The organism is Polynucleobacter sp. IMCC 30228 (genome assembly GCF_021395205.1).
Lineage (GTDB): Bacteria > Pseudomonadota > Gammaproteobacteria > Burkholderiales > Burkholderiaceae > Polynucleobacter.
Genome location: NZ_JAJVCS010000001.1, coordinates 387790 through 412031 on the forward strand (window position 1 = coordinate 387790; position 24242 = coordinate 412031).

25 protein-coding genes are annotated in these 24242 nt (G+C 46.0%); 14 read left to right on the forward strand and 11 right to left on the reverse strand.

What is annotated here, in order from left to right; all coding sequences use genetic code 11:
• Positions 1 to 27 precede the first annotated feature (27 nt).
• From LZT21_RS02110 to can, 6 genes are all read right to left on the reverse strand, one after another.
• A complete protein-coding gene (locus LZT21_RS02110; RefSeq protein ID WP_233924654.1) occupies positions 28 to 1656 on the reverse strand; it encodes a peptide chain release factor 3 in 1629 nt (542 codons plus the stop codon).
• A gap of 67 nt (positions 1657 to 1723) precedes the next feature.
• Complete coding sequence (locus LZT21_RS02115) at positions 1724 to 2479, reverse strand: pseudouridine synthase (protein ID WP_233924395.1); 756 nt, start codon at positions 2477 to 2479, stop codon at positions 1724 to 1726.
• On the reverse strand, positions 2480 to 3904 hold the full coding sequence (locus LZT21_RS02120; RefSeq protein WP_233924396.1) for a bifunctional serine/threonine-protein kinase/universal stress protein: 1425 nt from the start codon (positions 3902 to 3904) through the stop codon (positions 2480 to 2482). It lies immediately after the preceding gene.
• 3 nt (positions 3905 to 3907) lie between these two features.
• Positions 3908 to 4660, reverse strand: coding sequence for a metallophosphoesterase (locus LZT21_RS02125; protein ID WP_233989154.1), 753 nt, complete (start codon positions 4658 to 4660; stop codon positions 3908 to 3910).
• A gap of 15 nt (positions 4661 to 4675) precedes the next feature.
• Positions 4676 to 5569, reverse strand: a complete 894-nt coding sequence (locus LZT21_RS02130) for a lipid A biosynthesis acyltransferase (RefSeq protein ID WP_233989155.1) — start codon at positions 5567 to 5569, stop codon at positions 4676 to 4678.
• A gap of 81 nt (positions 5570 to 5650) precedes the next feature.
• On the reverse strand, positions 5651 to 6319 hold the full coding sequence (gene can / locus LZT21_RS02135) for a carbonate dehydratase (protein ID WP_233924399.1): 669 nt from the start codon (positions 6317 to 6319) through the stop codon (positions 5651 to 5653).
• A gap of 105 nt (positions 6320 to 6424) precedes the next feature.
• Between can and LZT21_RS02140 the strand changes: the two genes are divergently transcribed.
• Both LZT21_RS02140 and LZT21_RS02145 read left to right on the forward strand, forming a co-directional pair.
• A complete protein-coding gene (locus LZT21_RS02140) occupies positions 6425 to 6733 on the forward strand; it encodes a hypothetical protein (protein ID WP_370634751.1) in 309 nt (102 codons plus the stop codon).
• 96 nt (positions 6734 to 6829) lie between these two features.
• The gene (locus tag LZT21_RS02145; RefSeq protein ID WP_370634770.1) at positions 6830 to 7132 is read left to right on the forward strand and encodes an HU family DNA-binding protein; all 303 of its coding nucleotides are present in this window, start codon (positions 6830 to 6832) and stop codon (positions 7130 to 7132) included.
• Between the two features lie 104 nt (positions 7133 to 7236).
• On the opposite strand, the gene rodA is transcribed toward LZT21_RS02145, so the two are convergent.
• Genes rodA through LZT21_RS02170 form a run of 5 tightly spaced genes read right to left on the reverse strand, consistent with a single transcriptional unit; the run spans position 7237 to position 12820 of the window.
• A complete protein-coding gene (gene rodA / locus LZT21_RS02150; RefSeq protein WP_233924402.1) occupies positions 7237 to 8379 on the reverse strand; it encodes a rod shape-determining protein RodA in 1143 nt (380 codons plus the stop codon).
• A complete protein-coding gene (mrdA, locus tag LZT21_RS02155; protein ID WP_233924403.1) occupies positions 8361 to 10271 on the reverse strand; it encodes a penicillin-binding protein 2 in 1911 nt (636 codons plus the stop codon). The genes rodA and mrdA overlap by 19 nt, the downstream gene beginning before the upstream one ends.
• A gap of 9 nt (positions 10272 to 10280) precedes the next feature.
• On the reverse strand, positions 10281 to 10808 hold the full coding sequence (mreD, locus tag LZT21_RS02160) for a rod shape-determining protein MreD (protein ID WP_233989156.1): 528 nt from the start codon (positions 10806 to 10808) through the stop codon (positions 10281 to 10283).
• The gene (gene mreC / locus LZT21_RS02165; RefSeq protein ID WP_233924405.1) at positions 10805 to 11752 is read right to left on the reverse strand and encodes a rod shape-determining protein MreC; all 948 of its coding nucleotides are present in this window, start codon (positions 11750 to 11752) and stop codon (positions 10805 to 10807) included. Before mreC ends, mreD begins: the two co-directional genes overlap by 4 nt.
• A 24-nt stretch (positions 11753 to 11776) precedes the next feature.
• Entirely contained in the window at positions 11777 to 12820 is a 1044-nt protein-coding gene (locus tag LZT21_RS02170) for a rod shape-determining protein (RefSeq protein ID WP_233989157.1), read from the reverse strand.
• 61 nt (positions 12821 to 12881) lie between these two features.
• Between LZT21_RS02170 and gatC the strand changes: the two genes are divergently transcribed.
• The 12 genes from gatC (at position 12882) to LZT21_RS02230 (ending at position 24227) form a co-directional block, all read left to right on the forward strand.
• Positions 12882 to 13175, forward strand: coding sequence for an Asp-tRNA(Asn)/Glu-tRNA(Gln) amidotransferase subunit GatC (gene gatC, locus LZT21_RS02175; RefSeq protein ID WP_233924407.1), 294 nt, complete (start codon positions 12882 to 12884; stop codon positions 13173 to 13175).
• The gene (gatA, locus tag LZT21_RS02180; RefSeq protein WP_233934790.1) at positions 13172 to 14692 is read left to right on the forward strand and encodes an Asp-tRNA(Asn)/Glu-tRNA(Gln) amidotransferase subunit GatA; all 1521 of its coding nucleotides are present in this window, start codon (positions 13172 to 13174) and stop codon (positions 14690 to 14692) included. Before gatC ends, gatA begins: the two co-directional genes overlap by 4 nt.
• Positions 14692 to 16158 (forward strand): Asp-tRNA(Asn)/Glu-tRNA(Gln) amidotransferase subunit GatB, encoded by a 1467-nt coding sequence (gene gatB / locus LZT21_RS02185; RefSeq protein ID WP_233989258.1) that lies wholly within the window; start codon positions 14692 to 14694, stop codon positions 16156 to 16158. Before gatA ends, gatB begins: the two co-directional genes overlap by 1 nt.
• 9 nt (positions 16159 to 16167) lie before the next feature.
• Positions 16168 to 16842, forward strand: coding sequence for a DUF484 family protein (locus LZT21_RS02190; RefSeq protein ID WP_233924409.1), 675 nt, complete (start codon positions 16168 to 16170; stop codon positions 16840 to 16842).
• Positions 16823 to 17815 (forward strand): tyrosine recombinase XerC, encoded by a 993-nt coding sequence (locus LZT21_RS02195; RefSeq protein ID WP_233924410.1) that lies wholly within the window; start codon positions 16823 to 16825, stop codon positions 17813 to 17815. Before LZT21_RS02190 ends, LZT21_RS02195 begins: the two co-directional genes overlap by 20 nt.
• Positions 17816 to 17860: 45 nt before the next feature.
• Positions 17861 to 18916, forward strand: a complete 1056-nt coding sequence (locus tag LZT21_RS02200) for a GTP-binding protein (RefSeq protein ID WP_233924411.1) — start codon at positions 17861 to 17863, stop codon at positions 18914 to 18916.
• A gap of 249 nt (positions 18917 to 19165) precedes the next feature.
• On the forward strand, positions 19166 to 19573 hold the full coding sequence (gene dksA / locus LZT21_RS02205) for an RNA polymerase-binding protein DksA (RefSeq protein ID WP_233924657.1): 408 nt from the start codon (positions 19166 to 19168) through the stop codon (positions 19571 to 19573).
• A 41-nt stretch (positions 19574 to 19614) separates the two neighbouring features.
• Entirely contained in the window at positions 19615 to 20517 is a 903-nt protein-coding gene (gene argB / locus LZT21_RS02210; RefSeq protein WP_233924412.1) for an acetylglutamate kinase, read from the forward strand.
• 18 nt (positions 20518 to 20535) lie between these two features.
• Complete coding sequence (gene slmA, locus LZT21_RS02215) at positions 20536 to 21198, forward strand: nucleoid occlusion factor SlmA (protein WP_233924413.1); 663 nt, start codon at positions 20536 to 20538, stop codon at positions 21196 to 21198.
• Positions 21195 to 22334: a homoserine O-acetyltransferase gene (locus LZT21_RS02220; RefSeq protein ID WP_233924414.1), complete on the forward strand. Its 1140-nt coding sequence runs from the start codon at positions 21195 to 21197 to the stop codon at positions 22332 to 22334. Before slmA ends, LZT21_RS02220 begins: the two co-directional genes overlap by 4 nt.
• Positions 22331 to 22912 (forward strand): methionine biosynthesis protein MetW, encoded by a 582-nt coding sequence (gene metW, locus LZT21_RS02225; RefSeq protein ID WP_233924415.1) that lies wholly within the window; start codon positions 22331 to 22333, stop codon positions 22910 to 22912. The genes LZT21_RS02220 and metW overlap by 4 nt, the downstream gene beginning before the upstream one ends.
• Positions 22875 to 24227, forward strand: a complete 1353-nt coding sequence (locus LZT21_RS02230) for an MFS transporter (protein ID WP_304610425.1) — start codon at positions 22875 to 22877, stop codon at positions 24225 to 24227. The genes metW and LZT21_RS02230 overlap by 38 nt, the downstream gene beginning before the upstream one ends.
• Positions 24228 to 24242 lie beyond the last annotated feature (15 nt).

Consider the following 24242-nt stretch of genomic DNA (forward strand, 5'->3'; position numbering starts at 1 on the left):
TTTACAGAATGCGCATAACTCAACGCCTTATCCTGCCAGTGCAGATTGATAAACCAGGCCCGCATGTTCGCGTAAAGCATGAAAACGAATAGACTCCCAGCGTTGTTGGGCAACATCAAGTTCAGATTTATGCGCCGCTAAAAATACGGGCGCGTTAACGACGTCCTCAGCCATGCGGTGGGAATTTTCTTCAATAAATTTTTTGAGGATAAGAGGGTCATCTGAACTAACCCAGCGGGCTAAATTAAAGCGAGCAGGCAGTAAGCGCACCTCTGCCCCATATTCACTTTTTAAGCGATGGCTGACAACCTCAAATTGCAATTGTCCAAAAGCACCCAGTAACATCGGGCCGCCAGCAATGGGACGAAAAACTTGAATTGCACCTTCTTCGCCCAACTGCATTAGACCGATACGCAATTGTTTAGAACGCATTGGATCGGCCGATTCAACCATGCGAAAAATTTCTGGTGCAAAAAAGGGCAGGCCAGTAAATTGCAATTCTTCACCTTCACTTAAGCTATCGCCCAAACGCAGTAAGCCGTGGTTAGGCAGTCCAATAATATCGCCCGGAAAGGCCTCATCTAATATATCGCGGCGCTGAGACAAGAAAGACAGCGCATTATTGGTGCGGATTTCTTTACCATTACGACAAATTTTTAAACGCATGCCGCGCTTAAAGTGGCCAGAGCAAATGCGCAGAAAAGCGACTCGGTCGCGGTGCGCAGGATCCATATTGGCTTGAATTTTAAACACCATCGCCGAAAATTTAGGCTCGGCAGGCTCTACTTCGCGTTGCAAAGCCTTGCGCGAGCCGGGTGCTGGTGCAAGCTCAACTAAAGTATTGAGAATTTCCCGTACGCCAAAATTATTAATTGCTGAACCAAAAAAAACGGGGGATTGTTTGCCAGCTAAAAAAGCTGCACGATCAAATGCCGGCATCGCATTACGAATTAAATCGACTGCAGCAAGCGCTTCATCTAAATCACTGCCAAGCCGTTTTTTTAATTCAGGATCATGAATATCAATAAATGTATTACTGCTTTCGGAAACCCGATCTTCGCCCGCTTTAAATAAACGCATTTTAGATTGGGCAATATCGATCACTCCTGCAAACGATTTACCCATGCCAACTGGCCAAGTAAACGGTACTACCGCCATACCTAAGGCAGTTTCAATTTCATCCATCAAGTCCAGTGGACTTTTTACTTCTCGATCCATTTTATTAATAAAGGTTACTAGGGGCGTATTACGCGCCCGACAAACTTCTAATAGCCGTAAGGTTTGTGATTCAACGCCATTCGCAGCGTCAATAACCATGAGAGCAGAATCGACTGCTGTTAATACGCGATAGGTATCTTCCGAAAAATCTTGGTGACCAGGTGTATCTAGCAAATTAATAATGCAATCACGATATTCCATTTGCATAACAGAGCTGGCTACCGAAATACCGCGTTGCTTTTCAATCTCCATCCAATCGGAAGTTGCGTGCCTGCTGGCTTTGCGGGCTTTAACGCTGCCAGCAATCTGAATTGCGCCTGCATACAGCAGCAATTTTTCTGTCAGCGTTGTTTTCCCCGCATCGGGGTGGGAAATAATGGCAAAGCTACGGCGTCGCTGAACTTCTCCGGCTGTGCTATTGGATGAAAGTGTTTCGATGGGGCGCTATCTATGGAATAACAGAACAGCGCTCATTATAAGTGTGAGAGTATAAGGACAACCGAAATTAAAACCGCTCGCCCGCTTTGAGGTAGCGCCACTGTCCTAAAGGTAGGGGCCCCAAGCTAATTTGCCCAATTCGAATTCGTTTTAATCCAACTACCTTCAGATCAACGAGTTCACACATGCGCCGAATTTGCCTTTTACGCCCTTCGCGTAAAACAAAGCGCAATTGATCTTCATTTTGCCAGCTCACTTTAGCGCGTTTAAGTAATTGACCATCGAGTGATAAGCCGTGGTTGAGTTGCTCAAGCCCGGCGGCCGATAATTTGCCGGTAACACGCACGAGATATTCTTTTTCAATTGGGCTATCTTCGCCAATCAGAAGCTTAGCGACACGACCATCTTGGGTTAAAACCAACATGCCAGAAGAATCAATATCAAGACGACCAGCTGGGGCAAGACCGCGGGTATTAAAGTGTGCATCCCGTTGGGGGTCAAGTGGATTGGCAAAATAATGCTCCGCAGTAATGAGAGCGGCAGCCGGTTCATAAGCTTGAGCATCATCTAAATGAGAAATATAACCAATTGGCTTATTTAAAATAACAGTGATACGCGCCTCTTGCTGTCGTTGGGCTGCCACCCGAAGCTCGATTTTTTGGTGTCGAAATGCGCGCGTCCCAAGTTCCACTACCAACTCACCATCGACTGTCACCAGCCCTTGTTCAATATAGTTATCCGCTTCACGTCGTGAGCATAATCCCAGCTCAGATAGTAATTTGGAAACCCGAACTTTTTCTGGAGGCGAATTAGCAAGATTCATTTAGGTGCGCACAATATGAACACTACAGGGCGATTCTTCAACAATTTTGGTCATCGCAGTTCGCCATGGCGTAACGAGATTGGGGGCTTTATGAGAGGCGCCAATTAAAATAAGCGAAGCATCATTATCTTTAGCAAACTCTACTATTCTGCTGGCAGGATCTAAGGCCTCAACGACATGATACGAAATTCGCTCGGGAGGTAACTTTAACGGTTTAGCCCATTCCATTAATTGCACTAAATGGCCACGCATAATACCGCTAGCCGTTTCAATTTCTTTATTACCTTCATAAGTTGGGGTTCCTGTAATGGCTGCTAGGCAAATGAGACGACTTTCGGGAGCAGCAAAAAGCAGATTTTTTGCTGCGCTTTGCATCCGCTCCAATAAAAGAGCATCACCTTGACGGGTGTCAAGCGCTGCAATAATCAGCGGTGCATGCTGGATAGCAGTACTTGGTAATGGACAGGGCGAGGGCTCATAGCCTGAGGCTCTAAACCAGCGCTTCATTTTCCCCCAAAGACTGGGAGGCTCAATTCGTTCAGCCCTTTCAGTTAATTTAACGGACTCGGGATGCAGTAGCGCTTGGCGCAATTGGACGGCGCTTTGGTAGCGATCGGCAGCCCGAGGCTCTATGCAACGCAGCACTACTTCTTGAAGCCAGCGAGGAATTTCTTTGCGCAGCGCCCGCGGTGGTAAGGGCTCCTCCCACATACGGTTTCGCAACCCCCTCATGGTTTGGGGATTACCAAAAGGCAATTCCCCAGTTAATAATTCATACAGAATGACGCCAATTGAAAAAATATCACTTCGCCAATCATCACGTACACCCATGACTTGTTCTGGCGAAATATAAGGCGCAGAGCCAACGCCTTTGCGCATTTCTTCTGCTAGTAAATCGGGATAACGGGCATGATGTGCCAGGCCAAAATCAATTAGGGTTAATTTACCCTTATCATCCAGCAAAATGTTATCGGGTTTTAGGTCGAGATGAATTGCATCCTGGGCATGAATAGATTGCACAGCATTTGCCAGATCGACACCAATTTTTATCACTTCAGGAATTGAAAATAATTTTCCAGCTTTGATGGCTTCTTCTAATGCGCGACCAGGAATTTGTTCCATCGCAATATAAGGTCGAGTAGCCATATTCCCAGCACCCAAAAATTGAGGAATGAAAGGGCTTTTAAGAGAACGAAGAATAGTTAATTCGGTTTCAAAGGCAACCAGACTTTCAACTGGCTGATCACGCCCTACGCGCGGGATTTTTAACAGAATCGGAAAATCAATCCCCGTTTTTTTTGCTGAGTAGAGACTTGCCATGCCACCACGATGAAGTTCTTCGCCCAATAAAAACCCATCAACAATTTTGCCTGCTTGAAAAATATCATCAACTGCCTCTATTGCAGGTGTTGTCAGCGCGGTCATGAATCATCTGCCCGTAATCAGTCTGTTGGCCAAATCTTCTGGCAGACCAGCTAAGCGAACTTTTTCGGCGGCACTGTAGTTATCGTATGGCACACGGTGAAAAGTAAGACTTTCAATTGCAGGCTCAAAAATAGCAAAGCAGGCTTGAGCAATGCCATCGCGTGGCTGACCCAAGGATCCCGCAATACCTACCCAACGGCGATAGCGCCATACTGGCACCGGATCACTATGTTGAGGTGCAAAGCGCAATAATTTGCCAACGGCAGTTTGGTAAAAAAGTGCTTGCTCATGAACGTGTCCCACAAAGGTGTAGGGTTTGCCAGAGCTTTCAACACAATTCCAAGCGCTGAGGCTATCGGTAATGTAATTCCACTCTTCTGGATGATGAGCGGAAGCATGAGTAAAACAAATTTCTTCCTCATGCAAAATTAAGGGGAGATTTTTTAAGAAATGAATATGCTGGGTAGATAATTGGGACCGAGTCCATTCGATCGCAGTCCAAGCCGATTTATTCATACGTTTGCTGTAATCCTCAAAGACGGCGGCATCATGATTACCCAGTACCGCCAAGGCTTTTTTGGCAGCAATGAGATCGCCAATGCGATCTAGTATGGCAACGGGATCAGCGTTATAGCCGACGAGATCACCCAAAAAGACTATGCGGGTTACGCCAAGCTCGCTCGCGCGAGCCATACAAGCTTCAAAAGCTTCTAAATTACTGTGTAAGTCAGCAAATAATCCAATGCGCTCGGTCATCCCTCATGATAAAGCCTAATAAAAACTGCTTTCACCATTTGGCCTATTTTTGAAGCGTTTATGCACCCAATAGTATTCTGCCGGACGCTCACGTACTAGGATTTCGATTTGTTGATTTAAAAAAGCAGTATCCGCATTGATATCGGCACTAGGAAAGTCAACTAGGGGCTCACGAATTTCACAAAGATAACCCGATTCATCCGCTTTTAAGGTCGTACTCATAATACAAACTTCGGCTTTAGTTACTTGTGCTAGACGGGAAACAGCCGTAATTGTATTCGTGAGGATGCCAAAAAAGGGTACGAAAGCCGAGTCTTTAAGACCTAAATCAATATCAGGAGCAATAATCACAAAATTACCATCGCGTATTTCGCGAATCAACTGAATCATATTGCCCTCGCGTTCAATCGAGTTTCCCCCGAAGCGATTGCGCCAAGTAATAATTTTTTGATTAAAGAAGGGGGTTTTCATGCGCTGAAAAAATCCCGAAGTACGTGGCCAATTGCGTTCAGTGGCTAGGGCGCTAATAATAATGCTACCCTCAATGCCGACAAAGTGCGGATTGACTAGAATGCGGGGTTTACGGTCCGCTAGATCAACTGCTGTTCGTACTTCTATCATTTTGCTCAATTGCTTTACCGAGCCGCGCCAAATGATACTGCGCTCTAATAAGCTACGGCCTAATAAGCGCCAATGCGAAATGGCTAAAGAGGCAATAGCTACCGAACTAAGCTCTGGAAAACAGCGTTGTAAGTTAGCCTTAACAACCCGCTGTCGTTCACTTGGAATATGCGCTGCCAGCCACCCTAAACCATAACCTAGGTGAACTAAGGCCGGATAGGGTAAATAGGTTAAAGCATTTAAAAGCCCTACTAGCAGATGATTCAGTACAGATTTAAGCCAGCTCAAAACAGCTCCATAAAAGTAATGGCAGAAAATAAATGAAGAGTTAAAAGAGCAAAGCCTAAAATGGCAGGCCCACGTTTTTTATTATTCGGCTTGATAGCGTGCGAGACTCTTAGCATAGGCAATCGCCAGTTCAGCAGGGTCGCTAACGGTGATACCTAAATCGTTAATCAGGCCATTTTCTAAGCGGTAAGCCCAGCCATGAATAGTTAAATCTTGTCCACGCGACCAGGCGTCTTGTACGATGGTTGTTTCGCACACATGAACAACTTGTTCGATTACATTTAGTTCACATAAGCGATCTTGTTTTTTTGCAGTTGGCACCGCTTCACCTAAATAGCGCTCATGCATTTGCCCTACATCTTTTACATGGCGCAACCAATTATCAGCAAGCCCCACGCGTCGCCCACTAAGTGCAGCATGCACACCAGCACAGCCATAATGGCCAACGACTAAAACATGCTCAACTTTTAGTAAATCAATCGCAAACTGTAAAACCGAGAGGCAATTTAGGTCGGTATGCACCACTACATTAGCTACATTGCGATGGACAAAGAGCTCGCCTGGAAGAAGATCAACGATCTCGTTAGCAGGTACTCGGCTATCTGAACAGCCAATCCAGAGATACTTAGGAGCTTGCTGATTAACAAGGCGCTTAAAGAAATTAGGATCTTGTTTAACCCGATTTTCAGCCCATTGGCGATTATTTATAAATAGCTGCTCAAGGGTTTTATCTGAAGTTTTGGTCGACATAGAGTAAAGTTTAAAGTACTTTTAAATTACCAAGAGAAATGAAAGAAACACATGTACAAGCTATTTAAATACCTATTTTTGCCCCTCCTGGTGATAGGGGGCTTGTTGGCTGCCTATACTTGGGCTACCTTGAACTGGAGCTATTCTAGTGGCGAGCGAGCTGGCTATGTTCAAAAATTCTCGAATCGCGGCTTTATTTGCAAAACCTGGGAAGGTGAATTAGCAATGGTTTCGATGCCCGGAACGATGTCGGAAAAATTCCTTTTTACCGTGCGGAATGATGCAGTAGCGCAGAAAATTAATGCAAATTTAGGTAAAAAAGTTGCTTTAAAGTACGAACAACACATTGGCTTGCCGACTAGTTGTTTTGGCGAGACCGAATATTTTGTTACTGAACTCATTGTACTAGACTAGCCCTCAGGGTCGATCCTATAAGGAATTTTTACGAATTGACTTTATTTTTGTAATAAATTGTGGTTAAAATCCTATTAGCGCGTTGTGCGCAACCTAATCCACAAGGAGCCTCACTTGAACAAAGCAGAACTAATCGCAGCAATTGCTGACGATGCCGAAATTTCAAAAGCGAAAGCTGAATTTGCATTAAATTCATCAATTGAAAATATTATTAAAGCAGTTACTAAAGGTGACTCAGTACAGTTAATTGGTTTTGGTACCTTCTCATCTGGTAAGCGTGCTGCACGCATGGGACGTAACCCAAAAACGGGCGAGCCTTTAAAAATTGCCGCAGCTAAAACTGTTAAGTTTTCTGCTGGTAAAGCCTTTAAAGATTCTGTTAATAAGCGTAAGAAGTAATTCGTTTGTCTACAGCAAAGCCCGGCTAGCCGGGCTTTTTTATTGCCATTTGGTTTATCTTCATTAAGCCCAAGCCCAATTAATATATGGCTGAAAAGGAAATTTTAAGTTTGCACTAAACGGCGATGGCGATGAATGCTCAGCAGAATTCCGGCACCAAATCCAAGGGTTACTAAAGCAGTGCCACCATAACTAATAAAGGGTAATGGTACGCCAACGACAGGTAGCAAGCCGCTTACCATACCAATATTGACAAATGCATAAGTAAAGAAAATTAAGGTAATCGAAGCACCCAGCAGTCTGGTAAACAAGGTTGGTGCACTTGCTGAAATAGCCAAGCCGCGTTTAATTAAGGCAAAAAATAAACCCAGTAAAACAATATTACCAATTAAGCCAAACTCTTCGGAGTAAACCGCAAAAACAAAATCGGTATGTTTTTCGGGAATAAATTCAAGGTGTGATTGTGTGCCCATAGTCCAGCCTTTGCCAAAAAGACCGCCTGAGCCGATCGCAATAATTGCTTGAATAGTATGAAAACCTTTGCCAAGAGGATCGCTAGAAGGGTCTAAAAGAGTACAGATGCGATGTTTTTGATACTCTTTAACTAGGGGCCAAATCATTTCGGGAGTACAAATGGTATTCCCAAAAATAATAATTAAAATGATACCGATAACGGCCGCTACGACCACGGGGATAAGCCAGCGCCAGGGAAAGCCCGCCAGAATAATGACATAGAGGCCGGCTGCAAAGACCAATAAAGCAGTACCGAGGTCGGGTTGTCGGGCAATCAGGAAGACGGGTAAAGCCAATAAACAGCCCGCTATGGCATAGTCCCAGGTTTTCAGTACACCTTCGCGTTTTTGAAAATACCAAGCGAGCATAAGGGGCATGGCAATTTTCATAATTTCTGAAGGCTGAATAACCACGCCAAGATTGAGCCAACGCCGCGCCCCTTTTTTAATTAAGCCAAATGCTGCTACTGCCAGCAACAGCGCTATGCCGATGCTATAAACCCAGACCGCAGCAACTTCGAGCCATTTCGGTGGAATTCGAGAAACTAGGTACATTAGGATGAAGGCCAAGAAAAAATTGCGAATTTCATCTTCAATACGTACTGCAGTATTTTGGCTAGCGGATAAAAAGGTAATGAAGCCAATGGTGGCGAGACCTAAAAATATCAGACCAAGTTGGCGGTCAAAGCCAAAAAAGAATTGGCTAAACCATTTTTTTAAGGCGCCCTTTTCCATTCAGGAACCCCCTTTGGCCATTTGCCTTCAAGATAATAATCAAGTGCTTTACGGGCAATTGGGGCTGCGTATTGGGCCCCGAAGCCAGCGTTTTCCACCACCATGGCAATCACGATAGTCGGCTTTTCTGCAGGTGCAAATGCAATATATAGCGCATGGTCACGTAAATATTCACTGGTTGCAGAATGCTTATATTCTTGTGAATTGAGACTGAATACTTGCGCAGTGCCCGTTTTTCCCCCAGTTTGGTACGCCGCATCTTTAAAGACGGCGGCAGAGGTTCCAGAGCGGTTTACTTCAACCATGGCCTTTTTAATGACCTCAATATTTTCTGGCTTGAATTGCAAACGATAACTTTCTTTGGGGGTAGTTAATTCTTTTTGCCGCGTAAAAGGGTCTTCAATCGCCTTAACAAGGTGCGGTTTCATCACAACCCCATTATTAGCAATGTTGGCTAGCGCATGCGCCAATTGTAAAATCGTAAAGGTGTTATAGCCTTGACCAATACCCAGAGAAATGGTTTCTCCTTCATACCATTTTTGCTGCTCAGGTTTTTTAAAGTTCGCTTTTTTCCATTGAGTTGAAGGCAAGATGCCCCGATTTTCACCTTCTAAATCGATGCCAGTAATTTGTCCAAGACCCAAGGGCTTCATAAAGTCATGAATCATGTCGACGCCCATGTCACGCGCCAAAGTATAGTAGTAGGTATCGCAAGAATCAACAATCGATTTTTGCATATCGACCATGCCATGGCCCCCCTTTTTATCGTCCCTAAAAGTGTGATTGCCAAAATTAAAATAGCCCGGGTCGGAAATTGCATCACTAGGCTTGCGCTTATTATTTTCAAGCGCTGCTAAAGCCATGAAGGGCTTATAGGTAGAGCCTGGCGGATAAATGCCTTTTAAAGGCCGGTTATAAAGCGGCTTTTGTTTCGATTCATTTAATTCTTTCCAAGTGACGGAGTCGATGCCCTCAACAAAATCATTGGGGTTGAAATTGGGCTTAGAAACAAAAGCCAAAATATCGCCAGTAGCGGGCTCAATGGCGACAAAGGCACCGCGAAAGTTGCCATACAGTTCCTCTACTAAATACTGTAATTTAATGTCTACCGAAAGAACAACATTTTTCCCTGGAGTTGAAGGAAAGCTGGCCAAGGTCCGCACGGGTTTACCACCTGCAGTAATCTCCACTTGATCAATGCCTGGGGTACCTCGCAGCACTGGCTCATAACTTTGTTCAAGGCCAATTTTGCCGACGTATTGAATGCCAGATAAAAAAGATGCTTGCAGTGCATAAGGATTAATGTCGGGACGCGCAGTTTCTATTTCACTTAGCATGCGCTCTTTATCGCGTTGCGATACACGACCAATATAACCAATGAGGTGCGAGCCAAGTTCGTTATAAGGGTACTCACGGAAACTGCGCGCCCGAATTTCAACCCCAGGAAATTGATAACGATTTGCCATAAAGCGGGCAGTTTCAGCATCAGTTAACATCGAGCGCAAGGGAATGGTGCCCATGTTGCGAGAATCGTCCAAAGAACGTTTGAAATTTTTACGATCGCGCGGCGTAATTAAAACAATTTTTGCTAAAGAGTCGATTAAGGTATCTATATTTCCTTGAACTTCGCCAGCATTCACTTCTAAAGTTAGGGCTGAATAGTTACGGCCGATGACAATACCATTGCGATCGATTAGTAAGCCGCGATTAGCTGGTGCCGGCACAATTGCAATGCGATTACTTTCAGCTAGGGTAGAGTATTTATGGTGACTAAAAAGCTGCAACCACACTAGTCGAGAGAGTAAAAGTAAAAAACAAAAAGAAACAAATAGCGTCGCAATGTAGATACGCTCTTGAAAGGAGCCTAAATCGGGTTTTTTAAGCGCGCCCATACTTAAAATTTAAAGGGGTCGAGTATGGTCAACATGCAGCGGGCGACGTTGCGGGGCCAACAGTATGCGGGTGGCAAGCGGCCAAAGTAGTGCCTCAATCAAGGTTTGTAATACTCCGCTAACCATTGCCCACCAATAAATCGTGCCGCTTAAGAGCCAATGAATTAGTGGGGGAAAAAGGGCTACTAATAAAAATAAGGGGGTTATATGCAGTGCTTGCGAAACTACTGGCAAGGCAATAATGCGGCGGTGCCAAGTCACGGCTAAATATGCCGCTAGGGAATAGCTAAAAGCATGAATTCCTAATACATCAGAATTATGTACGTCCATCAGTAAGCCTAGCGCAAATGCAGATATAACCCCGATCAGGCGGTGTTGATGAATATTCCAAAAGATGAGTGCAAGCACTAAAAAATCGGGTACCCAAGCGTAGTTGCCCAGCGGTAAAAGATTGAGTAAAAGAGCGCACAATAAACTGACATAGATAAATCCACGATTTACTGGACGGAGGATGTAGCCGCTTTGAAAGTCGATCATTGCATGCCTTTGGTGCGGGTTTGACGGCGACCGGGAGCAAAGCCTGCGTTATCACTAGTTTGGCCCGTTGGATTACTAGAGGACTTCTGTAGGGCTGGTTTAGCATCGCCTTGTGTTTCATACAGCAAGGCCAGTGCATGGCGATAGCGATTGACTGGGGCAATCGGTACACAAAATACATTTGCAGCGTTTTTTTCTAAATTGCGTTCGATGCGGGTAATCATGGCGACCGCAAACCCAGGAGGATAAGTGCCATCAATTCCCGAGGTTAAGAGAATATCGCCCACCTCTAAATCGCTAGCAACTGGTAAATACCGCAGTTCTAAAGGATTACTGCGACCCGTACCAAACACCGCAGCCCGCAAACCGTTGCGCGCCACTTGAACAGGAATAGCAAAATCACGATCCTCAAGTAGCGACACCTCAGCTGAGTTTTCATAAATTCGTACAACCTGACCCAAAATACCAGCATCATTTGCAATGGGGTTCCCTGCTTTCAAACCATCATTGCTGCCACGATTAATCACGATCCGTTGTGAAATGGGATTTGGGGGATTAAATAAAATTTCAACTGGCAAGGTTTTATAAGTGAGTTGTTTTTGGAAATTGAGTAGTTGTCGTAAATTTTGATTTTCAGCCAAAAGTAATTCGCCCTGAGTAGCAAGTAATGCTAATTCAGATTGACGTAGCTTCATACTTTGATTTTCACGTTCGAGCTCGCTACGGGTAGTAAAGTAATTACTTGTCCAATCAAAAAACAAGCGTGGCGTTAGGCTGACATATTCAAGTGGCCGCAAGAGCCAATTGATTTGATTGCGAACCGGATCTAGCGTATTAAAACGGAAGTCCATGATCATCAAGGCTAAGCTAATTGCCAGACAAGCAAGTAGTTTGACGAGGGCTGAAATACCCTGTTTAAAGAGGGGCGGAGCGCTATGTTGCAAGGCTCTGACCGAATAAACGGTTGTTTACTCTTGCGAGAAAACGCCGCTCAGCTTGTCCATGCGCTCGAGCGCAATACCAGAGCCACGAGCTACGCAGGTAAGGGGGTCTTCTGCAATGTGAATGGGTAAACCAGTCTCTTCTAATAGAAGACGATCGAGGTCGCGCAGGAGGGCGCCCCCACCAGTGAGCATCATGCCGCGCTCCGCAATATCGGAAGCCAACTCAGGAGGGGTTTGTTCAAGCGCCGCTTTAACTGCAGTCACAATTTGATTTAAGGGGTCAGTCAGCGCCTCAAGCACTTCATTACTAGTAATCGTAAAACTGCGCGGGATACCTTCAGCCAAATTACGACCTTTTACTTCCATTTCTAATACGGCTGAGCCTGGAAAAGCTGAACCAATTGTTTTTTTAATATTTTCTGCAGTTTGTTCGCCAATAAGCATGCCGTAATTGCGGCGAATATAGTTGGCAATGGCTTCGTCAAATTTATCTCCACCAACGCGAACAGAGCCCTTATAAACCATGCCACCCAAGGACATCACCCCAACTTCAGTGGTGCCACCGCCAACATCTATTACCATTGAACCGTGCGCTTCAGACACGGGAAGGCCTGCACCAATGGCTGCAGCCATGGGTTCTTCAATGAGAAAAACTTGTGATGCACCAGCGCCTAAAGCCGACTCACGAATGGCTCGCCGCTCAACTTGAGTTGAGCCGCATGGCACGCAAATAATAATGCGCGGGCTGGGTCTGAATAGCTTACTTTCATGCACCATTTTGATAAATTGTTTGAGCATTTGCTCAGTAATGGTGAAGTCAGCAATGACCCCATCTTTCATGGGGCGAATAGCTTCAATATTGCCAGGTACACGACCTATCATCGCTTTTGCTTCAGTACCTACCGCCAGAATGGTTTTTTTACCATTAGGACCACCTTCTTGGCGAATTGCAACTACCGAAGGCTCATCGAGTACGATTCCCCGATCGCGCATATAAATCAGAGTATTTGCCGTACCAAGATCGATTGCGAGATCATTGGCAAAATAGTTACGAATCAGACCAAACATAATGGAAGTGGGAAAATAGTCGAGTTAATGAAGATAAAGAAGAATGATACCCTAGCGCCCAATGAAACTCGATGAAGTCCAGCGCATTGCGCACCTTTCTAGGCTCGAATTGAGCGAACCTGAGGCTGAGGCACTTTTGCCCCAGTTACAGGCAATTTTTGCTTTGGTTGCTGAAATGCAAGCAGTGGATACCAGCACTTGTGAGCCGCTGGCTCACCCGATTCTTTTTTTACGCGACTTAGCTCAACCGCTTCGTACTGATGAAGTGAGCGAAACCGATCAACGGACGGCAAATATGCGTTCAGCCCCAGCTCAAAAAGACGGCTATTTTCTCGTGCCGCGAGTGCTTGAATGAGTTGGCATGTTAGTACAGTGGCCTTGTTATCAAAGGCTTTAGCGGCTAAGCAGGTATCTAGCCGCGAGTTAACCAGCTATTTTTTAGAGCGCATCGCCAAGGGTAGCCGTTGGAATGCATTTTTAGATGTTAATCCTGCCTTAAGTTTGGCGCAGGCAGAGGCCGCCGACACCTTACGAGCAAGCGGATTAGGCGGTCCTTTAACGGGCATCCCAGTGGCGCATAAAGATGTTTTTGTCACTCGGGGCTGGCACTCAACCGCGGGTTCCAAGATGCTCGAAAATTATCAAAGCCCATTTGATGCTGCAGTGGTGGCCCGTCTAGGGATGCCCGATGAGCAAAATCCTACTGCCGCCGGCATGGTTTGTTTGGGTAAAACCAATATGGATGAGTTTGCAATGGGCTCCTCGAATGAAAACTCGGCTTTTGGCGCGGTGCTTAATCCATGGAATCCTGCATGCGTAGCAGGAGGTTCATCAGGCGGTTCAGCAGCAGCTGTTGCTGCGGGGCTAACACCGATAGCCACAGGCACCGATACAGGTGGTTCGATTCGTCAGCCCGCAGCACTTTGTGGGTTAACGGGAATTAAGCCAAGCTATGGACGGGTGTCGCGCTACGGCATGATTGCGTACGCATCCTCTTTAGACCAAGCGGGCCCCATTGGTAAGAGCGCAGAAGATTGCGCGTGGCTTTTAAGTGCCATGTCATTTCATGATGGACGCGATTCCACTTCATTAGCCGATTCGGGAGAAGACTATAGCCGTTATTTGAACCAAGGCTGGAGTGAGCCGCAAATTAAAAATGCAACGAAACCGTTAAGTGGTTTGCGCATTGGTTTGCCTACGGAGTTTTTTGCTGCAGGCTTGGCACCGGAAGTAGCTCAGGCAGTTGAAGCGGGAGCAGAACAGCTAGCAGCCTTGGGCGCCACTTTATGCTCCGTCACTTTGCCCAAAACAAAATTATCTATCCCTGTTTATTATGTGCTTGCCCCGGCTGAAGCCTCGAGTAATTTAAGTCGTTTTGACGGCGTGCGTTTTGGCCATCGCACAGCGCAATATTCTGATTTACAAGAGCTGTATAAAAAATCACGTAGCGAAGGTTTTGGCGCAGAAGTGAAGCGGCGCATTTTAATTGGCAGCTATGTTTTATCCCATGGATACTATGATGCATATTATTTGCAAGCGCAAAAGATACGGCGCATTATTGCCACCGATTTTCAGGCAGCCTTTCAGCACTGTGATGTCATTTTGGGGCCCGTTGCACCCGATGTGGCATGGCCTTTGGGAGCAAAAACCCAAGACCCCTTGCAAATGTATTTGGCCGATATTTATACCTTATCAACCAATCTAGCGGGCTTACCAGCAATGAGTGTGCCTTGTGGCTTTAATCAAAATAACCTCCCCATTGGTATGCAACTGATCGGTAATTATTTTTCCGAAGCCCGTCTCTTGCAAATTGCCCATCAATATCAGCAGGCTAGTGATTGGCACCTGCGGCAGCCGAGCGAGGTGGCGTAATGGAATGGGAGGCGGTCATCGGGCTTGAAACGCATACGCAATTAAAAACCCAATCCAAAATTTTTAGTGGCGCGAGCACACATTTTGGTGCGCCTGCAAATACCCAAGCCTGCGCAGTAGATTTGGCTTTGCCTGGGGTGTTACCCGTCTTAAATCGCCAAGCGGTCGAGCATGCAATTCGCTTTGGTTTAGCCATTGGCGCAACCATCGCGCCCAGCAGCATTTTTGCCCGCAAAAATTATTTTTATCCCGATTTACCTAAAGGCTATCAAATTAGCCAGTATGAAATTCCTGTTGTGCTGGGTGGTCAAGTAGAAATTATTTTTAATGGCGAGAGCAAGTTAATTCAACTAACCCGTGCTCACTTAGAAGAAGACGCTGGTAAATCGGTGCATGAAGATTTTATTGGACCCCATGGCGAGCCCTCCAGTGGTATCGACTTAAATCGTGCCGGTACGCCTTTACTAGAGATCGTGACCGAACCGGTAATGCGCAGCGCAGCAGAGGCCGTGGCTTACGCCAAAGCCCTGCACAGTTTAGTTGTTTGGCTTGATGTCTGCGATGGCAATATGCAAGAGGGTTCATTTCGGTGTGATGCCAATGTTTCAGTTAGGCCAATGGGTTCGGAGAAATTAGGCACGCGTTGCGAGATTAAAAATCTGAATTCGTTTCGCTTTATGGAAGAGGCGATGAATTATGAAATTCGTCGACAAATTGAATTAATCGAAGATGGCGGCGAGGTTAAACAAGAAACCCGTCTGTATGATCCCGATAAAAAAGAAACGCGGAGCATGCGCAGCAAAGAAGACGCTAATGATTACCGTTATTTTCCTGATCCTGATTTATTGCCTTTACAAATTGATCAGGCATGGGTTGCAAAAGTACGCGCTGGCATGCCCATCCTGCCAGACGCCGTGCGCAACCAATGGCAAAAAGAATTCGGCCTTTCTGCCTACGATGCGCAATTGTTATCACAAGATCGGGCGACGGCACAATTATTTAATGCCCTGGTTAGCTTGGTGGGACAGCCCATGGCAAAGGTCGCCGCCAATTTAGTTACGGGAGAGCTTGCTTCGGCGCTGAATCGCGCTAACCTAGCAGCGAGCGATTCACCGCTTAGTGCGAACGATTTAGCCCCATTACTCGAGCGCGTGGCTGACGGCACGATTTCAAATAAAATTGCCAAAGATATTTTTACCATTTTGTGGGATGAGGCTAGCACTGGTCAACGGAGTAGTACGATTGACACCATCATTGATCAGCGTGGCTGGCGACAAATTAGCGATAGTGGTGAGTTAGCGCTTTTAATTGATCAAGTGTTAACCGACAATGCTAAATTAGTTGCAGAGTTTCGGGCCGGCAAAGAAAAAGCGTTTAATGCATTGGTAGGGCAAATTATGAAGGCTTCTCAAGGCAAGGCTAATCCCCAACAAGTGAACGATTTATTACGTAAAAAATTAAGTTAGGAAGAGGGTATGAGTTCTAGTCATAGCGCAATCGATTCCAAGCAGGCAGAGCAAGAAGCCCTAGTCGCTGATTGGTTGCGAGCGACCCCCGAATTTTTTGAGCGCTATGCCGATTTGTTAAATGAAATTCGCTTAAAGCATCCCCATGGCGGTAGCGCTATTTCATTACAAGAGCGGCAGATGTCGATCTTACGCACCCAAAATCAAGAACTGAATCGTCGGCTGGGTGAAATGCTCCATTTTGGTAGCCGCAATGATAAAACCCAAAAGGGTTTAGTGGCTTGGTTGTTATTACTCATGCGGGCCAGCACTCGCTTTGAAGTAGAGGCTGCAGTGACCGTTGGTTTAGCCGAGGTATTTGAGGTTGATGCAGCCTTGATTTTGCCCCCCCAAGCATTTTTTTCACCGTGGCTAGAAAATCCTTTGTGTGGCTCTGCTAAAGAATTGCCCGCTGTGAGTATTGATTTACTAGCGACCCAAACAGCAATTGACGATCAATGGCAAAGTTTAGTGGCGATTGGTTTGCCCTTGAGCAGTCAGTCAGCGCCTGCAGTGCTCTTGCTCGCAAGTAAAGATGCCAGCCGCTTTACGGCAGATATGGGGGCTTTTTATTTACGTCAAATTGCTGAGTTAACTGCCGCTGCACTCGATCGTGTGCGCGCTTATGAGCCTGCCGCCACCTGAATTATTACCATTAGCGCAAGCTTACGTGCACGAGTTGCATGTATTACGGCAGCTTTCGCCCCATACGCTCACGGCTTACCAGCACGATTTAAGGCAATTACAACTGCTTGCCCAGGAGGATGGCAGCGATTTGCTGAGCGCAACTAATGCGCAGGTTCGGCGTTGGGCTGCGCGCTTACATGCAAAGAATCAATCACCGCGAAGTATTGCGCGAACCTTATCTGCTTGGCGCGGCTGGTTTGATTGGCTAGGTCAGCAAAGCGCAGAAAAAAAGCGGATTCATAAAATTCAATTATTAACTAACCCAGTTGCCGACGTGAAAGCGCCTAAGCGCAATAAGCCGCTACCCAAGGCGCTGTCTGTAGAGCAAGCCATTGCCCTAGTGCAGCAAGCCCAGCGCGAAGTTTTAGAAAAAAAGGATTTAGATTCGCTTCGCGATGCCGCTTTAATCGAGTTGTTGTATTCCTCGGGCTTACGTTTATCAGAACTGCTTGGCATCGATATTTTAATTAGCCGTGACCGTCAGCGCGAGTCTGCAGGCTGGCTAGATTGGGACGCGGCTGAGGTAACAGTCTTGGGAAAAGGCGGTAAACGCCGGAGCATCCCCGTAGGCTTGCCTGCCATGACGGCATTACGGGCGTGGCGGAACTTTCTCGAGACAGTAGAGCCTCAGCCACTTAGCCCAGCTTTATTTATTTCCGCCAAAGGCGAACGTTTAGCCCCGCGCACGGTGCAGGTAAGGCTGCGTACCTTAGCGATCCGTGCAGGTTTACCAACCCATGTGCACCCCCATATGCTGCGGCATAGCTTTGCTAGCCACGTTTTGCAATCCTCACATGATTTACGCGCAGTGCAAGAAATGTTGGGCCATGCCAATATCGCCAGCACCCAAATATATACTGCCCTGGATTTTCAGCATTTAGCGCAGGCCTACGATTTGGCTCATCCCCGCGCTAAACCCAGCAAGGCGTAAGATAGCTAGCTTATTATCTTCACCAAGCACTGAAATGGAACTGATATGGCTTTAATTCCCGTCACAATACTTACTGGATTTTTAGGTAGCGGTAAAACGACTTTACTTAAACATATCTTGACCGAACAGCACGGTAAAAAAATTGCTGTTATTGAAAACGAGTTTGGTGAAGAAAATATCGATAACGATATTTTGGTACAAAGCAGTGAAGAAACGATTGTGCAAATGAGCAATGGTTGTGTTTGCTGTACCATTCGTGGCGATTTAGTTGAGGCCTTAAATCAACTATGGGAACAACGCCAGCAGAAAAAAATTCAGTTTGAGCGCGTGGTCATTGAAACAACAGGTGTCGCTAACCCAGGGCCAGTAGCGCAAACTTTTTTTATGGACGATGATGTGGCTGAGCATTATGTGCTCGATGCGGTTGTGACCCTAGTCGATGCAAAACATGGTCAACAGCAGTTATCTGAGCATGAAGAGGCCCAGCGGCAAGTGGGTTTTGCCGACCAAATTTTTATTACCAAAACAGACTTAGTCAGTCCTACTGAAATAGCGAATTTACGTAGTAGGCTCATGCATATGAACCCCCGTGCACCCATCAAGGCGATTACTCAGGGGGTCGTGCCGCTCAATGAAGTATTGGATTTAAAAGGGTTTAATCTCAATGCCAAACTCGATATTGACCCCCATTTCTTAGGCGCAGAAGAGCATGATCACGCTGACTGTGGGCATGATCATAGTCATGAGCACGCCGCTCATGATCATTCTGACCATGGGCATCAGCATCATGATCATGCTGGCCATACCGATCGAATTCAATCATTTGTATTTCGTAGTGAGCGCCCCTTTGATTCTAAAAAGTTAGAAGATTTTTTAGGTGGAATACTTGAGGTTTTTGGTGAAAAAATGTTGCGTTATAAAGGAGTGCTTTACGTGAAGGGGAGTGCCCGAAAAGTGGTGTTTCAGGGCGTACATCAAATGATGGGCAGTGACTTAGCTGGGCCTTGGGGTGCCGAACCCAAGCAAACCCGCATGGTCTTTATCGGCATCGATTTACCCAAAGATACATTAATGGCGGGCTTAGAGGGATGTTTGGTTTAAATTGGCGCAGGGTTCCTTGAGGTACAATCCCGCGCCACAGTCAGATTTAAAGTAAAGACTTAAAACCTTGGCAGAATGGGGCAATAATGCTTCAGGAATATTGGGAAGAAAAAGATGATCGCAAAAACAGCAAGTAACGCGAAGTTAGCCGAGAAAACCACGGAGAAAGTCAGCGCGACAATGGTCAAAGAAACCGTGAAGGCCGCAGCAAAGGCGAGCGCAAAACCGTCCTCGAAAGGCGTTACGTTCATGCCTATAACAGAGGCTGAGTTACTACAGATGGGTGATAAAGATTATATGAATGCGTCCCAGCTGGAATTTTTTCGCTTAAAACTTGCCACTCTGAAAGAGGATATTTTAAAAAATGCCTCGGAAACAACCGAGCATTTGCGGGAAAATATTTTGGTGCCCGATCCTGCCGACCGCGCGACGATTGAAGAAGAGCATGCGCTGGAGTTACGTACTCGCGACCGCGAACGTAAACTGTTAAAAAAAGTTGAGCAAGCTTTGGCACGCATTGAGTCGGGTGATTATGGCTGGTGTGAAGAGACGGGCGAGCCCATTGGCCTGTCACGCTTAATTGCGCGGCCCACAGCAAACCTATCGCTTGAAGCCCAAGAGCGGCGCGAGCTACGTCAAAAACTGTTCGGTAATTAAGTCAAATATAAACTCAGGCAAGCGTAAACTAAAGCTAGTTAATGACGAAGACTTTACCTACTATAGCCGATATTTCCCCCTTGTTAAAGGCGGAGATTCTGGCCGAAGCTTTGCCCTATATACGCCAATACCATGGCAAAACAATTGTCATTAAATATGGCGGTAACGCCATGGTTGAGGAGCGCCTTAAAGAAAGTTTTGCGCGCGATGTCATTTTATTGAAATTGGTCGGCATGAATCCCGTGGTCGTGCATGGAGGCGGCCCACAAATTGATGAAGCTTTAAAGAAGATTGGCAAGACTGGCACTTTTATTCAGGGCATGCGCGTCACTGATGAAGAAACCATGGAAGTCGTGGAATGGGTTTTAGGCGGCGAAGTGCAGCAAGATATTGTCATGTTAATCAATCATTATGGCGGTCAAGCGGTAGGCTTAACGGGTAAAGACGGCGGCTTAATACATGCCCGTAAAATGTTTGTGCCCGATGAATCTAAGCCGGGCGCAACCATCGATCTCGGTTTTGTGGGTGAAATTGAAGCGATTAATCCAGCAGTAGTGAAGGCTTTACAAGACGACGCCTTCATTCCCGTAATTTCCCCAATTGGCTTTAGCGCAGAAGGACAGGCTTTTAATATCAATGCTGATTTAGTGGCAGGCAAGATGGCCGAAATTCTCAAAGCTGAAAAATTAGTGATGATGACCAATACCCATGGCGTAATGGATAAGAGCGGTAAATTACTAACCGATTTAACTGCCCGCGAAATCGATAGCCTTTTTGCCGACGGCACCATTTCGGGGGGGATGTTGCCAAAAATTGCTTCAGCACTCGATGCAGCTAAAAGCGGGGTTAACTCCGTACATATTATTGACGGTCGAATTGAGCACTCGTTGCTGTTAGAAATTTTGACCGAGCAAGCTTTTGGTACCATGATTCGATCACGCTAAGTTCTGGAAAATTGTTGAATGAGCCCGAGTAGAGAATCCGCCCCCTTTGCAGCAGAATCTCAAGGTGAGAGTCAGGGCTCTGACAAACTGCGTAAACGGCCGCGACCAGGTGAACGGCGCTTACAAATTTTGCAAGTATTAGCGGAAATGCTGCAACACCCGAAAGGTGAGCGCGTTACGACTGCGGCATTGGCAGCAAAAATTCAAGTTTCTGAAGCCGCCTTATATCGGCATTTTGCTAGTAAAGCGCAAATGTTTGAGGGGTTGATTGGTTTTATTGAGCAAACTGTATTCGGGCTAATCAACCAAATTACCCAAAAAGAAGAATCAGGTTTGGCCCAAGTGCGCGGCATTTTGCAAATGCTATTGGCGTTTGCTGAAAAAAATCCAGGGATGACCCGTGTGCTGTTGGGCGACGCTCTTTTACAAGAAGATGAGCGCTTACAAGAGCGCATTAGTCAGGTTTTAGACCGCGTTGAGGCATCCCTCAAGCAATCTTTGCGGATTGCGCAAACCCAAGGCGGGCAGATAGCCAAATTGGGGCAGGAAGAGATTAGTATTCGTGCCGCCATTCTCATGAGCTATATATTAGGACGCTGGCATCGCTTTGCGCGCAGCGGCTTCAAAAAACTACCCACAGAGGCTTCAGAACTTAGCCTGCGTATCTTGCTCTCAGAATGAGCGAGCTAAACCTTTCTCGTAATACGATTCATTTTGCCGAGCCTTTGCCGTTGCAAAGCGGTGCAATCTTAGCTAGTTACGATTTAGTGATCGAAACCTATGGCAAATTGAACGCCACTAAAAGCAATGCAGTATTAATTTGTCACGCTTTAAATGCCTCGCACCACGTTGCCGGCCCCAATCCAGATGATGCCAGCGATATGGGCTGGTGGGACAACATGGTTGGACCAGGTAAGCCAGTCGATACCAACCATTTTTTTGTCATTGGTGTGAATAATTTAGGCTCTTGTTTTGGTTCAACTGGTCCAATGAGCATCAATCCGGCAACTGGCACTTTTTATGGTGCCGAATTCCCGGTAATTACGGTTGAAGATTGGGTTAATACTCAGGCACGTTTAGCCGATAAATTGGGTATTCGGCGTTTTGCTGCCGTGATGGGTGGCAGTCTCGGAGGCATGCAAGCGATTGCCTGGGCAATTCAATTCCCCAAGCGTATTGGGCACTGTATAGCAGTAGCATCAACCCCCAAGCTATCGGCCCAAAATATTGCCTTTAACGAGGTAGCTAGAAATGCCATTCTTGCCGATCCCGATTTTCATGGTGGCAATTATTATGCGCATGGTGTGGTGCCTAAAAGCGGCTTACGTTTAGCGCGTATGGTGGGACATATTACCTATTTATCCGATGACGATATGGCAGAAAAGTTTGGCCGTGAACTACAACGCCCTGCTGGAGCGCCTGACGAATATCGTTTTAGTTTTGATGTCGAGTTTGAGGTAGAAAGTTATTTACGTCATCAAGGTGAAAAATTTTCAACTTATTTTGACGCTAATACCTATTTATTAATTACCCGTGCGCTCGATTATTTTGATCCTGCGCGGCGCTCAGGAGGTAGCTTGAGTCGCGCATTGGCTGAAGTGCAGGCGAAGTTTTTGGTAATTAGTTTTGTTACCGATTGGCGTTTTCCACCCAATCGTAGTCGCGAAATTGTTGAAGCTCTGCTGGTTAATAAAAGTGCTGTAACGTACGCCGAAATTGATGCCCCGCATGGCCACGATGCTTTTTTATTAGATGATGCGCGTTATCACCAGTTAATTCGGGCCTATTTTCAGACCATGGATGAGGCTAGCGTATGATGCGCGCTGACTTTATTGCGATCGCCAAATGGATTGCCCCGTCTAGCCAAGTACTAGATTTGGGTTGTGGTGACGGTAGTTTTCTAGAATTTTTACGCCAGCAAAAACCGGTGCAAGCTTATGGTGTCGAAATAGATGATGCGCGGGTTTTAGCCTGCGTGCAAAAAGATATTCATGTCATTCAGCAAAATCTCGAGGGTGGCCTCGCTTTATTTGGCGATCAGAGTTTTGATACCGTCGTGCTTTCGCAGACACTACAAACTATCCACCAGACCGAAAAAATCTTGCGCGAGGTAGTGCGGGTAGGGAAAGAATCGATTATCTCATTTCCAAATTTTGGCCATTGGTCACATCGTCTAGCCGTAGGTTTTGGGCATATGCCAGTTTCGAAGAGCCTGCCGTACCAGTGGTACAACACGCCAAACGTGCGCGTTTTAACTGTCGCCGACTTTGAAAAACTCGCTTCCAGTTTGGGTCTCAAGGTGATTGATCAATGTATTTTGCATGAAGGCAGAGAGGTGACTTTGTTACCCAATCTGTTTGGCAGCTTGGCATTATTTCGTATTCGACGTGCTTAATGTAATTCAGTCATGGCTTAAAGATTTTCGGGTTTATCTCGAATGGCCTTGTTTACGAATGCTTTTTTTAGGCTTCTCTGCAGGCTTACCGCTTTTACTAATATTGGGCACCTTAAGTTTTTGGTTGCGCGAGGCGGGAATTGATCGTAGCACCATTGGCTATTTAACTTGGGTTGGTTTAATTTATGCCTTTAAGTGGGTTTGGGCGCCGTTAGTCGATCGTCTGCGAATTCCTTTTCTCACTAAATGGTTTGGCCGCAGACGCAGTTGGCTGCTCTTTGCCCAAGCCTTAATTATTTTAGGTCTACTGGGCATGGCCAGTATTGATCCTAAGGTTGCATTGAATCCCATCGTGTGGTGCGCACTACTTGTGGCATTTGGTTCTGCCACGCAAGATATCGCCTTAGATGCATTTCGGATTGAATCGGCCGATAGCAATCATCAGGCGGCCTTGGCAGCCACCTATCAAACTGGCTATAGACTCGCTCTAATCTGGGCCGGTGCCGGCGTTTTATGGCTGGCAGCGCGGGTCGAGACGGATAGTGGATCTTATGATGTTAGTGCTTGGCAATTTGCTTATCTTTGTATGGCCGCTTCAATTAGTGTTGGCGTTATCACCACCTTATTTAGCCAAGAACCAGCGCAAGTTTTGCTACCACAAGCACGTAATGCAAAAGCTTGGCTATACCAAACCTTGATTGAGCCCTTTGCTGAATTCATTCAGCGCTATCACTATCAAGCCATCATCATCTTGGCCTTAATTGCGATTTATCGGATCAGCGATGTAGTGATGGGCATTATGGCCAACCCCTTTTATGTGGATATGGGCTACACCAAAGATGAGGTTGCTGCCGTGAGCAAGGTCTTTGGCGTCATCATGACCTTGCTTGGTGCTTTTATTGGCGGAGTTTTAACTCTGCGCTTTGGCGTGATGCGCATTTTATTTGTGGGTGCTGTGTTATCGGCGGTAAGCAATCTTTTATTTGCTTGGTTAGCAGCCCAAGGCCATGATTTACAGGGTTTGATTTGGGTCATTTCTGCTGACAATTTAAGTTCTGGAATAGCGAGCGCTGCATTTATTGCTTACTTATCTTCACTAACAAACATTCGCTATTCAGCAACACAGTACGCCCTATTTAGTTCAATGATGCTCTTATTGCCCAAATGGTTAGCGGGCTTCTCCGGCGTATTTGTAGATGCATTTGGTTATCAAGCTTTTTTTATTAGTACAGCCATTATTGGCGCGCCTGTCTTAATTCTGATTTGGTTGACGATGCATTTAAATATTGGGCAGAACAAAAAAATAGCAGAGTAGTTATTTTTTGATCGC